Below are 14,029 nucleotides of genomic sequence, written 5' to 3' on the forward strand. Positions count from 1 at the left end.
CTGTCGAGTGGCGGCTCTGGCCTTCGTGCCGATTCATCGAGTGAAACGGCCGTTTCATCGGCGACGCGTTGACCGGTTTTGGCCCGCTCTTTACAGCCATCATGCACTTTTCCATTGTTAACATCGCCGCTGCGGCGAGCTGAGGGACGAGGACAGACTGATGGCCAAGGGTTGGAAGCGTCTGGGGGGCGAGCGCGGCGCGGTTCGCGGAACCGGAAACAACGGAGCGACCGGAGCGGCGCTCCTCCTGACAACGGTCTCCGCCCTCGCCCTGCTGATGCCGCCGGCAGCCGGGGCGCAGACCGTGTTCTGCCTCTCTCCCGACGACGCCAGTTCCTGCACGATTTCGAGCGGCACCTACACGGCCAGCTATCCGCTGGTCGGCGAGGGCGATGATGGCGACGACGACAGCAATGGCGATGACGGCCCCGATTATCGGCTCGATAATTACGGCACGATCACCATCGGCGATGACGGCCGCTACGGACTGGCGCTCTCCTCCAGCGGCGGCGACGGCGACGATGATGGCCACACCGATGGCGGCGATGGCGGCAATCTCTCGGTCTACAACTACGCCTCGATCACCATTGCCGGATCCTCGAACGACGAGGTCTACGGCATTCTCGTCCAGAGCCTCGGCGGCCATGGCGGCGGCGACGAGGACGATACCGGCGCCGGCGGCGATGATGGCGGGCGCGGCGGCGACAGTGGCACGATCACCATCGAGAACAATTCCACCATCTCGCTCCAGCAGGCGCTTCCGAACGGCGGCGCGGGCATCTATGCGCTCGCCCATGCCGGCAAGGGCGGTGATCAGGATTCGACGGTCGGTGACCAGCGCGGCGGCAGTAGCGGCGACGCCAAGGACATGGCCATCGTCAACAATGGCGCGATCACGCTCGGCACGAGCAGCGCCCATATCGATGGCCGCGACTTCGGCTGGGGCATTGCCGCGATCGCCGAGGGCAACAAGGGCGGCCATGACAATGGCAATGGCGGCACGGGCGGCAATATCTCCGTCACCAACAATGGCACGATCGACATCTACTGGAACGACCATAACGGCTCCGATGACGGCGTGCGCGGCATCTACGCGCTGAGCAAGGGCGGCGATGGTCGGGATTCCGAAGACAACAGCGACAAGGGCGGAAAGGGCGAGGCCGGCTACCAGGTCGAGGTCTACGTCAACAACGACATCCATATCGTTTCCGACAACCATGTCGACGGGCTTTCCGGCGCGGTGGTGGCCATCAGCCAGGGCGGCGATGGCGGCGAGGCGCCCGGCAGCAACAAGGGCGGAGACGGCGGCAATGCCGGCGACACCAGCGGCGATGTCGCCGGCCTCAGCAAGGTCGAACTGCATGGCAGCGCCAACATCACCACCCAGGGCGAGGCGATTTCGGGCGTCGTGATGCGCAGCAAGGGCGGCGATGGCGGCGATGGCGAGGACGGCTCGCGCGACAGTTCCGGCGGCGATGGCGGCAATGGCGGCGCGCTTTCCGTCGGCATCTACGATACCGCGTCGATCACCACGTCCGGCACCTCCGCCTATGGCTTCCTCGCCCAGTCGATCGGCGGGACAGGCGGCGATGGCGGCGACAATACAGCACTCGTCGGCCAGACCGGCGGCGGCGGCGTTGGCGGCGATGGCGGGCGCATCACCTTTGCGACCGACAGCGGCACGCAGACCGAGACCTTTGGCGACTATTCCGCGGCCATTGCCCTGCAGTCGATCGGCGGCGGCGGGGGTACCGGCGGCGATTTCATCACCGTGCTCGGGGCTGGCGGCGCTGGCGGCCAGGGCGGCGATGGCGGCGCGATCACCGCGTCCAATGCCGGCTTGATCTACACAAGCGGCAACCTGGCGCCCGGCATGCTGGTGCAGTCGATCGCCGGCAGCGGCGGCGCTGGCGACCTGCCGGTCGCCTCGATCATCAGCCTTGGCGGCGATGGCGGCCTCGGCGGCGATGGCGGCCATGTCTCCGTCACCAATACCGGCATCATCGCGACCTTCGGCTATGGTTCGCGCGGCATCATCGCCCAATCGATCAGCGGTGGCGGGGGTGCTGCCGGCACGCTTGGCGGCGGCAAGCTGATCGTCGGCGGCAGCGGCGGCGGCGGCGGGGCCGGCGGCCTCGTCCAGGTTTACAATCGCGGTTCCGTGCAGACCTCGCGCAACGCCTCGACCGGCATTCTGGCGCAGTCGATCGGCGGCGGCGGCGGCGCGGGCGCCGGCGGTTTCGGCCTGCTTTCCGTCGGCGGCGATGGCGGCGAAGGCGGCGATGCCGGCGCGGTTCAGGCCTTCCTCGAAGACGGTTCGATCTATACCGGCGGCGATTTCTCCTATGGCCTATCCGCCCAGTCGATCGGCGGCGGCGGCGGCGATGGCGGCGACGTGCTCGATTTCGGCGTGCTCATCGGCGTCGGCGTCGGCGGCAGCGGCGGGATCGGCGGCGATGGCGGCCTTGTTTCCGTCGGTAACCGCAATCTCGCCACCGGCGCCTATAGCGGCGCGCCGGCCGTCGCCACCGCCGGCGACAATGCCTCGGCCATTCTCGCGCAGTCGATCGGCGGCGGCGGTGGCACGGGCGGCAATGCGGTCAGCGAAGCGGTGTTGACGGTCGCTCAGCTTACGGTCGGCGGCGATGCCGGCGATGGCAGCACCGGCGGCAGGGTCGACGTCGCCTTCGACAATCTGCAGGCCTCGACGCTCGGTTCCAATTCCAACGGTATCGTGGCGCAATCGATCGGCGGCGGCGGCGGCATCGGCGGTGCGGCTTACGGCGCGAATGAATCGCTGGTGTTCGCCTCGACCTTCTCGCTCGGCGGCACGGGCGGCCAGGGCGGCGATGGCGGCCGGGTCAATGTCGACCTCACCGACAGCATCATTTCCACCGGCACGGCCGGCGACGACACTTCGGATTCGATTGGCATCCTCGCCCAGTCCATCGGCGGCGGCGGCGGCATTGGCGGGCGCGCCATGTCCGCGGCAATCGCCCAGGTTATCCCGGTCGAGGTGCCGGTTTCGATGAGCTTTACCCTCTCGGCGGGCGGCGATGGCGGCGCGGCCGGCAAGGGCGGCGATGTCGATGTCGGCCTCAACGGCACGACCGGCGTGGCGACCGCCGGCGACGGCTCGCACGGCCTTCTCGCACAGTCGGTTGGCGGCGGCGGCGGCACGGGCGGCAATTCCTGGACCTATGCCATGACCAGCGGCCTCGGCGCCGGCGTGTTCTCCGCATCCTTCGGCGAGACGCTCGGCAGCACGGGCGGGGCCGGCGGCAATGGCGACACCGTCACGGTGGCGCTCAACGACACCGCCTCGGTCGTGACCAGCGGCAACAATGCCGATGGCATCGTGGCGCAATCGATCGGCGGCGGCGGCGGCAATGCCGGGCGAGCGTCGACCGGGGCCTCGGCCTCGTTCGGGTTTGTCGGCTTCACCGGCAAGAAACAGCTTGGCGGCGATGGCGGCGCGGGCGGCAACGGCGACTATGTCACGGTCACGCTTGCCAATGGCGCCGGCGTTCAGACCTCGGGCGACAATTCCCACGGCATCGTGGCGCAGTCGATCGGCGGCGGCGGCGGCACCTCGCAGGGCAGCGCCTTCGGCATTTCCGGCAAGGTCGGCGTTACGGGCACGCCGATGACGGTGACCGGCTCGCTGTCGATGACGCTCGGCCTGCAGGGCGGCGTGGGCGGCGACGGCTCCGACGTGACGATCTCCGACTACGGCACCATCACCACGACCGGTGTCGGCTCCATCGGCATCGCGGCGCAGTCGATCGGCGGCGGCGGCGGTATCGGCGGCTCGGTCGCCGGCAATGATGTCGCGGCGGGCTCCTACCTCTCGCTGCTCTACCAGACCTATCAGGGCAATGTCGGCATCGGCGGCGCGGGCGGCACGGGCGGCGTTGGCAAGGCGGTCGACGTCACCTTCGGCGGCTCCATCGGCACCCAGGGCGATCATGCGATCGGCATCATGGCGCAGTCGATCGGCGGCGGCGGCGGCCTCGGCGGGGCGGCGACCATCCCCGGCGGCCGTGTGACCGGCGAGGCCAACCTCCTGCTCGGCGGCACGGGCGGCGACGGCGGCGACGGCGGCAAGGTGACGGCAACCTTCGAAAACGCCAATGCGATCGTGACCAACGGCGTGATGGCGCATGGCGTGCTGCTGCAATCGATCGGCGGCGGCGGCGGCGTTGGCGGCGATGCGACCGACAATCCTTTCGGCGCGATGGTGCTCGGCGCCAATTTCGGCGGCGATGGCGGTGAAGGCTCGGATGGCGACACCGTCACCGTGAAGGGGGGCACAGCCAATATCGCGACCTATGGCAATGACGCGATGGGCCTGGTGGCCCAGTCGGTCGGCGGCGGCGGCGGGCTTGGCGCGATCGGCAGCGGACAGGATTCCTACCGCCTGCGCGACGCGACGCTGCAAATTCAGGTCGGCGGCAATGGCGGAAGAAGCGCCCATGGCGGCGACGTGAATATCCAGTCCGGCCTCGACATCACCACCAATGGCAGCCGCGCCTTCGGCGTGCTCGCCCAGTCGGTGGGCGGCGGCGGCGGCATGGGCGCGGTCGGCGCGTCCGATGTCATCCTGTCGCTCGGCGTCGGCGGCCGCGGCGGTTCCGGCGGCGATGGCGGCGATGTCACCGTGATCGCGGGCAATGGCAGTTCCATCGAAACCCATGGCAGCGGCGCGCACGGCCTCTTCGCCCAGTCGGTCGGCGGCGGCGGCGGCATTGCCGGCGATGCGACGACGTCGACGCTCTCGCTCGACCGCAAGTTCGACAGCATCAACGGCAGCGGCGACGGCGGCGATGTCGGCGTAGAGTTCGACGGCACGATCAACGTCTCGGGCGTCGACGCCTACGGCATCGTCGCGCAGTCGATCGGCGGCGGCGGCGGGTTTGGCGGCGACAGTTCCGGCGCGTTCGCCGGCTCGACCAGCCTGTTCGGCGATGGTCACGGCGGCGACGTCAACGTCGTCCAGAGCGGCGAGGTCAACGCGATCGGCTCGAACGGCATCGGCATTTTCGCGCAGAGCCAGGGGGCTGCTAATACGGATGCGTCCGATCTCGGAACGATCAGCATCGAGGTCGGCGGCAATGTTGGCGGCGGCACAAACCAGGGCGCCGGTGTCTTCGTCAGCGGCGGGCGCGACAATGTGCTGCTCGTCGATAACGGCGCCATGGTCAGCGCCTATTCCGGCACGGCGGTCCGCTTCGTCGGCGACAGGTCGTCGGCGGACGGCAGCAGGCTCGACATCTACAATTACGGCGTTGTCGCGGGCGATGTCATGCTGGAGAATGCCGACGGCAACGGTTCGGGCGCGGGCTATGAATACGACCTTGCGACCCAGAGCCTGGCGACGACCGCGTTCATCGCGGTGCCCTACAACGCCGGCACGTTCAACAATTTCGGCGTCAGCCGGGGCGCGCGGACGCTGCAGGCCAATGTGGTCAACCACGGCCAGCTGTTCGTCGGCGACGAGAATGGCATCGGCGAGACCCGCGTGACCGGTAATTTCCGGCAGGCGGACAGCGGAACGCTGGTCGTCGATGCCGATTTCGAGAACAACCGGATCGACCAGCTCATCCTGCAACAGGACGCGACGCTTTCGGGCACGCTCGACGTCGCGCCGATCTCGCTGCTGCCGCGCAAGCTCCCCTTCCTCACGGTGGGTGGCGCGCGCACCGGCACGCTGACCGGCAAGCTGCATGACATCTTCACCTACAGGGTTCTGGAGGAAGGCTCATCGCTGGCATTGTCCGTGGATGCTGACTTCGACGGTTCGCGCTTCGGCCTGACCGGCAACCGCGCCCGCATTGCCGACTATTTCCAGCGGGTCTGGGACACGGGCGGCGAAGGCTTCGGCACTGCCTTTGCCGAACTCGCCAGGGCCGGCGGCGGCGGACTTTCCAATGCCATCGAGGCGATCCACTCGCCGATGCCGGCGGTGCCGGCGGCGCAGTCCGCGACGATGGCCGCGCAGCGTCTCGACCGGCTGATGAGCTGCCCGGTCTTCGACGGACCGACGGCGATGATCGTGCAGACGGAATGCGTCTGGGCGCAGTTCGGCGGCCAGCGGTTCAACCAGGGCACGATCGACGGCGTCAGCGGCTATGACGACACCACCTACAGCTACGCCCTTGGCGGGCAGTTCGCCATTGCCGATGATCTGTTCATGGGGCTGACGGCGGCTTATGAGAACAGCGACATCAACGGCGCGGACGGCCGCACCTCTGTCAACGGCGACACATTCGCGGTCGGCGCAAGCCTGAAATACAATCCCGGGCCATGGCTTTTTGCCGGCGCGGTTTCGGGGAGCTACGGCTCGTTCGACAACAGCCGCCAGTCGATCCTCGGTTCGACGGGCGGCCTGGCGACCAGCTCCAGCGACGTGACCACCTTCGCCGCCCGCGGGCGCATGGCCTACACCTTCGCGCAGGACAGTTTCTACGCCAAGCCCTATGTCGATATCGACCTGATCTACGCCAATGCCGGCGGTTACGCCGAAACCGGAGCCGGCGTCTTCAACCAGACGGTGGAAGACAGCGACCAGTGGGCGATCATGGCCTCGCCCTCGTTCGAAGTCGGCTCGCGCTTCGCTCTCTCGGAAACCTACCAGCTTCGCAGCTATGCGCGGGCCGGCGTGACCTTCTCGTCGGCTGACGACTGGTCCACCAAGGCCCGTTTCACCGCGGCCCCGGCCGGCGCGGGAACATTCGACCTCACCCTGCCGATGGACGATGTGTTCGGTCGGGTGAGCCTCGGCGCGGAGCTGACCAATCTCAACAACGGCATGCATCTGCGCGCCGAATATGACGGGGCGTTCTCGGAGAACACCTCCAGCAATTCCGGAATGCTCCGGTTCTCCTACGATTTCTGAAGCTCGAGACGCCCCGGCAAGGGGCGTCTCAAAAACGCGATCAGCTCTGGTTCGTGTCGACGCGGGCGATGACCGAAAGGCCGGGGGCGAGCTTGTCGGCATCGGTCTGGCCCGGATCAATTTCGATCCTGACGGGGACACGCTGGGCGACCTTGGTGAAATTGCCGGTGGCATTGTCCGGCGTGATCACCGAGAACTGCGAGCCTGAGGCCGGCGAGAAGCTCTCGATATGGCCGGTGAAGGCCTCGCCGTTGAGGGCATCGACGGTGAAGGTGACCTTCTGACCCGGCTTCAATCCCTTGAGCTGTGTTTCCTTGTAATTCGCGATCAACCAGGGGCTGTCTGGCACGAGCGCCACGAGCTGGGCGCCGGCGGTGACATACTGCGCCACGCGCGCCTTGACCTGACCGAGCGTGCCATCGCGCGGGGCGGTGATTTTCGTGTTTTCCAGGTTGATTTCGGCAAGCGAGCGCGCAGCCTCGGCCGCGGCCACGCTGGCTTTGAGGGCGCGGCGGTTGACGATCGTGGTCTGGGCAAGCTGCTGGCTATGGACGCTGTCGTCGAAAAGGACAGGAGATCGCCCTTCGTCACTGTCGCCGCGCACGATGCGCAACCACACTGTGCGAACCAACAGGATGCCGAGCGCGGTCGAGATCATTCAGGGCGCGCCTTGCGGGGTTCCGACGGCAAGATGGTTCGACCACGTCCTCGAACGCAACACTGTGCATCCTCTGCGGGTCCATGAAAGCCGGGTATTGTGCTCCGGCGCCGTCTTCCCGCGCAGCAACGCCCTGCGCTCGCTCGACAAGCGCCTTTCCATGCTGTGGTCAATCGCCGCCGGAGCGCTCAGCCCCGCTTCGCCACCGCACGAATGCTGTTTCCGGCCTCGATCACCAGCGGGTCAAATCCGCTGTCGGGCTGTTCCAGCATCTCGAAAAGCTGGGCGCGCATGCGTGGTTCCCAGAATTTGCTGATGTGGTCGGCCACGCCGGCCACCGCCTCGTCATGCGGGCGGGTGCGGAAAAAGGCGGCAATCTGGTTTGCCATATGCGTGAGCTTTTCAGGCGCCATTTATTTGTCCTTAGCCAGAGGGGGATGCCGGTGGGCGACAGATCTACTCTGCCGCCTCGACCCGCCGTGCCTGTCTTGAAAAGCGCTCATAGTCTTCCTGCCAGTCCGTCGGCCCGTTGGACGGCGAAACCTGAACGGCCGTCACCTTGTATTCCGGGCAGTTCGTCGCCCAGTCGGAGAAATCCGTGGTGATGACATTGGCCTGCGTGGCCGGATGGTGGAAGGTGGTATAGACGACGCCCGGCGACATCCGGTCGGTGATCTTTGCGCGCAGGCTGGTTTCGCCGGAGCGGCTTTGCAGCTTCACCCAGTCGCCATTCTTGACGCCGCGAAGCTCGGCGTCATGCGGATGGATTTCCAGGACGTCCTCCTCGTGCCAGACGACATTGTCGGTGCGCCGCGTCTGCGCGCCGACATTATACTGGCTGAGAATGCGCCCGGTGGTCAGAAGCAGCGGGAAGCGCGGCCCGGTCTTTTCGTCGGTCGCCACATAATCGGTGCGGATGAAGCGCCCCTTGCCGCGCACGAAGCCGTCTATATGCATGATCGGCGTGCCCTCCGGCGTCTTGTCATTGCAGGGCCACTGGACCGAGCCCTTTTCGTCAAGCAGGTCATAGGTGACATTGGCAAAGCTCGGCGTGGTCGCGGCAATCTCCGCCATGATCTCGGATGGATGCGCGTAGGACCAGTTGCCGCCCATCGCATTTGCGAGCAGTTGCGTCACCTCCCAGTCGGCATAGCCGGCCTTGGGCGACATCACCCGGCGCACCCGGTTGATGCGCCGCTCGGCATTGGTGAAGGTGCCGTCCTTTTCCAGGAAGGTCGAACCGGGCAGGAAGACATGGGCGTAATTCGCGGTCTCGTTCAGGAAGATGTCGTGGACGATGACGCATTCCATCGCGGCCAGTCCGGCCGACACATGCTTGGTATCGGGGTCGGACTGCAGAATGTCCTCGCCCTGGCAGTAGAGCCCCTTGAACGTGCCATCGACGGCGGCATCCAGCATGTTGGGAATGCGCAGGCCCGGCTCGTCCGAGATCGAAACACCCCAGGCCTTTTCAAAGATATCGCGGACATCCGCATTGTTGACATGGCGATAGCCGGGCAATTCGTGCGGGAAAGAGCCCATGTCGCAGGAGCCCTGCACATTGTTCTGGCCGCGCAGCGGGTTCACGCCAACGCCGCGACGGCCGATATTGCCGGTCATCATCGCGAGGTTGGCAAGGCCGATAACGGTGGTCGAGCCCTGCGAATGTTCGGTGACCCCGAGACCGTAATAAATCGCCGCATTGCCGCCCTTCGCATAAAGCCTTGCCGCTTCGCGAACGGTTTCGGCCGGAACGCCGGTGAGTTCTTCCACGGTTTCCGGGCTGTTGGCGGGCTCGGCAGCGAAGGCGGCGTAATCCTGAAACTCGTCCCAGTCGCAACGCTCGCGGATAAAGGTCTCGTCATAAAGCCCCTCGGTGACGATCACATGCGCCAGCGCGGTGACGACGGCGACATTGGTGCCCGGGCGCAGCGCCAGATGATGACTTGCGGCCACATGCGGCGTCTTCACCAGATCGATGCGGCGCGGATCGATGACGATCAGCTTCGCGCCCTGGCGCAGCCGCTTTTTGAGCCGCGAGGCAAATACCGGATGCCCGTCGGTTGGATTGGCGCCGATGACCAGCGCGACATCGACGTCTTCGACGCTGTCGAAATCCTGCGTTCCCGCCGAGGTGCCGAATGTCTGGCCGAGGCCGTAGCCGGTCGGTGAATGGCAGACGCGGGCGCAGGTATCGGTATTGTTGTTGCCGAAGACCGCGCGGGCAAGTTTTTGTACCAGATAGGTCTCTTCATTGGTGCAGCGCGACGAGGTGATGACGCCGATCGAGTCCTGTCCGTAATCCGCCTGAAGACGGCGCAGCTTCGACGCGGCAAAGCCGAGCGCCTCCTCCCATGAGACTTCCCGCCAGGGGTCGTTGATGTTCTCGCGGATCATCGGTTTCAGGACACGGTCCTTGTGGCTGGCATAGCCATAGGCGAAACGGCCCTTGACGCAGGAGTGGCCGTGATTGGCCTTGCCATCCTTGTAGGGCACCATGCGCACCAGTTCCTCGCCGCGCATTTCCGCCTTGAACGAGCAGCCGACGCCGCAATAGGCGCAGGTGGTGACGACCGAATGCTCCGGCTGGCCGATGTCGATGATCGACTTTTCCTGCAGCGTTGCCGTCGGGCAGGCCTGAACGCAGGCCCCGCAGGACACGCATTCGGAGCCGAGGAAATCATCGCCGAAACTGCCGGGCGACACGCGGGATTCAAAACCGCGTCCCTCGATCGTCAGCGCGAATGTGCCCTGCACTTCCTCGCAGGCGCGCACGCAGCGCGAACAGACGATGCATTTCGACGGATCATAGGTGAAATAGGGGTTGCTTTCATCCTTCGGCAGATAGCGGGCATTGACTTCGCCAACGCCGTCGCGCGTCTTCACGTGGTTGCCGCCGTCATAGCCGTAGCGCACATCGCGCAGGCCCACCGCGCCGGCCATATCCTGCAATTCGCAATCGCCGTTCGCAGCGCAGGTGAGGCAATCGAGCGGATGGTCGGAGATATAGAGCTCCATCACCCCGCGACGCAGCGTCTTCAACTGGTCGGTTTGGGTCGAGACCACCATGCCATCGGCAACCGGCGTGGTGCAGGAGGCCGGCGTGCCGCGCCGCCCCTCGATTTCCACCAGGCAGAGCCGGCAGGAGCCGAAGGCGTCGACCATATCGGTCGAGCACAACTTGGGAATGGCGATCCCGGTTTCCATGGCCGCCCGCATCACCGATGTTCCCTCGGGAACGGTGACATCAAAACCGTCGATGGTGAGGGTAACCGTCGCCTCCGCTTTCGAAGCCGGTGTGCCGTAATCGATTTCCTTGATCAGGGACATATCACTACTCCGCTGCTTCTGCCGGTTGGGGCCGTGATTGGGGGCGCGGTCCGAAGTCTTCCGGGAAATGGGTGAGCGCGCTTGAAACGGGATATGGCGTGAAGCCGCCCAGCGCGCAGAGCGAGCCAAGCCGCATCGTGTTGCAGAGATCGTCCAGAAGCGTCTTTTGCTCGGCCAGTCCTGCGCCCGCCGCGATCTTGTCGATTACCTCCGCGCCGCGCACCGCACCGATGCGACAGGGCGTGCATTTGCCGCAGCTTTCCACCGCGCAGAACTCGAAGGCAAACCGCGCCTGCTTCATCATGTCGGCGGTATCGTCGAAGACGACGATGCCGGCATGGCCAATCAGCCCGTTATTGGCGGTGAAGGCCTCGTAGTCGAAGGGGATATCGAAATGGCTCGTCGGAAAATAAGCGCCGAGCGGGCCGCCCACCTGCACCGCCTTCACCGGCCGTCCGCTGGCCGTGCCACCGCCGATATCGTAGATCAGCTCATTCAGCGTGATCCCGAAGGCGGTCTCGAACAGCCCGCCATGTTTGATATTCCCGGCAAGCTGGATCGGCATGGTGCCGCGTGATTTGCCGATACCGAAATCGCGATAATACTCAGCGCCGCGATCCAGGATCAGCGGAACGGAGGCCAGCGACAGCACATTGTTGACCACGGTCGGACAGCCGAACAGGCCTTCGAGTGCCGGAAGCGGCGGCTTGGCGCGCACAACGCCGCGCTTGCCTTCGAGGCTGTTGAGCATGGAGGTTTCCTCGCCGCAGACATAGGCGCCTGCCCCCACGCGCATTTCCATATCGAAAGCATGCTCGGAGCCGAGCACCGAAGGTCCCAGAATGCCCTCGCGGCGCGCGATCTCGATCGCCTTCCGCATGGTTTGGATCGCATGCGGATATTCCGAGCGGGTGTAGATATAGCCCCTGGTCGCGCCCGTCGCGAGGCCGGCAATCGCCATGCCCTCGATCAGAACGAAGGGATCGCCTTCCATGATCATCCGGTCGGCAAAGGTGCCGCTGTCGCCCTCATCGGCATTGCAGACGATATATTTCTGCGGGCCTTCCGCCTTGCGCACCGTGTCCCACTTGATGCCGGTGGGAAAACCCGCGCCGCCGCGACCGCGAAGCCCGCTGTCGGTCACCACCCGAACGATATCCGCGCCTTGCATGGCAATCGCGTTTTCCAGACCGCGCAGGCCCTTGTAATGGCGATAGTCGGCGACGGATAGCGGGTCCGTCACGCCGCAGCGGGCAAAGGTCAGCCGCGTCTGCCGCTTCAGGAACGGCAGTTCCCGCGTCTCGCCAAGAAAAAGCGGATGCTCCGCGCCATCCAGAAAGCCCGCATCGAACAGGCTTTCGACATCGGACGGCTTCACCGGGCCATAGGCAACGCGGCCGTGGCCGGTGCGTACTTCGATCATCGGCTCAAGCCAATGCAGGCCGCGCGAGCCGTTGCGCACGATTTCAGCGTCCAGTCCGCGCGCGGCAAGCATTTCGGCAATGGCCGATGCCACCCTGTCGGCACCAACGGCGAGGGCCGCGGCATCGCAAGGGATGAAAATGACGGGTTTCATTGTCCGGCCTCCGCAACGACATCCTTCAGCGTCGCTTCGTCGAGTCGTCCATAGAGAGCATCGTCCAGCATCGCCGCCGGCGCGCAGGAACACAAGCCCAGACAGTAGACGGGTTCGAGCGTCAGCCTGCCGTCCGCCGTTGTCTCGTGCCAGTCAAGGCCAAGGGCGGCGCGCAGACCATCGGCCAGCGCCTCGCCGCCCATGGACTGGCAGGCCTCGGCGCGACAGATCTTCAACACGTGATGACCGACGGGTTCGCGGCGAAAATCGTGGTAAAAGCTCATCACGCCATGCACTTCGGCGCGGCTGAGGTTTAGCTTTTCCGCGACAAGCCGCAATGCGGTTTCCGGCACATAGCCGAATTCCACCTGTATATCGTGCAGGATCGGCAGCAGCGGCGCTTCGCGCTGCAGATGATCTTCGATAATTGCGGCTGTGCCTGCGGAAACCGCTTCCCGCTCAGTATTCAAATCCATCAAGTCACTCCTCCCAGGAGACAGAACTTGAAAAATGTCACATCTGACGGCGTTTAATCAATGCAGCAGTTCCGTTGATCAATGGAATTTGCTTATAGATGAGTTTCCAAATCAGGTTTATTTGTTTCGGCCAGATGCCGCGCCTGTCGCAACAGTGCTGAAATGATCGGCGCATGGGGCTCGCGATGCGGCGCAACGAGACCGACCAGCGCTCCGGCCACCGGCTCGACGAGGGGGATGACCTTCAATGCCTCGTTTGCGAGCGTCGTGGCCAGACTTTCCGGCATGATGGTCGACCACAGACCAGTCTGCACATGGGCGAACAGCGTCACAATGGAATCCGATTCAAGCGTCGGCGCAACATCGGCGGAAATCTCGGTCAGTATCCCGTCGAGGATCCGCCGGTTCTGCATATCCTTTGTCAAAAGGCACAACGGCAGACGGCTGGCATCCTGCCAGGAAATCTTCTTGCGGGCCGCCTGCTCTGTATCCGCGCGGGTCACCAGACAATAGGTTTCGCGGTAGAGCGGCATCTGCATGACCTTTCCCACCGGCTCGTTTTCGAGATAGGTGATGCCGACGTCGATCTCGAGATTTTCCAGAAGCGAAAGAATCTCGGCGGATGAACGCGACAGCACGGATACGGTAACGCCGGGATTGCCTGCCACAAAAGGCGCCGTCAACGCCGGAACATAGGATAGCGCCGTGGGGATGGTCGCCATCTTCAGGTGACCGCTCAGCCCATCGCGAATGGTCTTCAGTTCCTGCTGCATGGTGCGCGCGTCGCCGACAAGCCGCCGGGCCCACTCCAGCACCCGCTGGCCTTCAGGCGTCAGCCCCTGATAGCGGGATCCGCGCAGCACCAGAAGAACGCCCAGCTGTTCCTCCAATTGCTTGATGGATGCCGAAAGCGCCGGCTGCGACACGCCGCATGCTTCCGCCGCATGCCCGAAATGCCGCTCGCGCGCCAGGGTTATGAACATCTCCAGCTTTTCGATCATGCATCTTCCATCCGGGGCAATCGCTCATATAGCCCGTATCCGTGCATTCTGCCCCGGCGGCGGCAATGGCGCCACCGCCGGGGTCTGGAT

Annotated in this window: 6 protein-coding genes and 1 pseudogene; 1 reads left to right on the plus strand and 6 read right to left on the minus strand. The window is 65.2% G+C overall.

Going from position 1 to position 14,029, the window contains the following annotated elements:
* The first annotated feature begins 160 nt into the window (after positions 1-160).
* Positions 161-6,898 (plus strand): autotransporter outer membrane beta-barrel domain-containing protein, encoded by a 6,738-nt coding sequence (locus tag K7H91_RS09305; protein ID WP_230719949.1) that lies wholly within the window; start codon positions 161-163, stop codon positions 6,896-6,898.
* 40 nt (positions 6,899-6,938) lie between these two features.
* On the opposite strand, the pseudogene K7H91_RS09310 reads toward K7H91_RS09305, so the two are convergent.
* From K7H91_RS09310 to K7H91_RS09335, 6 genes and pseudogenes are all read right to left on the minus strand, one after another.
* Positions 6,939-7,490, minus strand: a pseudogene (locus tag K7H91_RS09310) (HlyD family secretion protein); the annotation flags it as partial.
* 254 nt (positions 7,491-7,744) lie between these two features.
* Positions 7,745-7,969: a formate dehydrogenase subunit delta gene (locus tag K7H91_RS09315; protein ID WP_230719950.1), complete on the minus strand. Its 225-nt coding sequence runs from the start codon at positions 7,967-7,969 to the stop codon at positions 7,745-7,747.
* A gap of 43 nt (positions 7,970-8,012) precedes the next feature.
* Complete coding sequence (gene fdhF / locus K7H91_RS09320; RefSeq protein WP_230719951.1) at positions 8,013-10,886, minus strand: formate dehydrogenase subunit alpha; 2,874 nt, start codon at positions 10,884-10,886, stop codon at positions 8,013-8,015.
* Between the two features lie 4 nt (positions 10,887-10,890).
* Complete coding sequence (locus tag K7H91_RS09325) at positions 10,891-12,462, minus strand: formate dehydrogenase beta subunit (protein ID WP_230719952.1); 1,572 nt, start codon at positions 12,460-12,462, stop codon at positions 10,891-10,893.
* Positions 12,459-12,938: a formate dehydrogenase subunit gamma gene (locus tag K7H91_RS09330; protein ID WP_230719953.1), complete on the minus strand. Its 480-nt coding sequence runs from the start codon at positions 12,936-12,938 to the stop codon at positions 12,459-12,461. The genes K7H91_RS09325 and K7H91_RS09330 overlap by 4 nt, the downstream gene beginning before the upstream one ends.
* Before the next feature lie 92 nt (positions 12,939-13,030).
* Positions 13,031-13,939, minus strand: a complete 909-nt coding sequence (locus tag K7H91_RS09335; RefSeq protein ID WP_230719954.1) for a LysR family transcriptional regulator — start codon at positions 13,937-13,939, stop codon at positions 13,031-13,033.
* Positions 13,940-14,029: the final 90 nt, after the last annotated feature.

This window comes from Martelella mediterranea, from assembly GCF_021021415.1.
GTDB classification, from domain to species: Bacteria; Pseudomonadota; Alphaproteobacteria; order Rhizobiales; family Rhizobiaceae; genus Martelella; species Martelella mediterranea_C.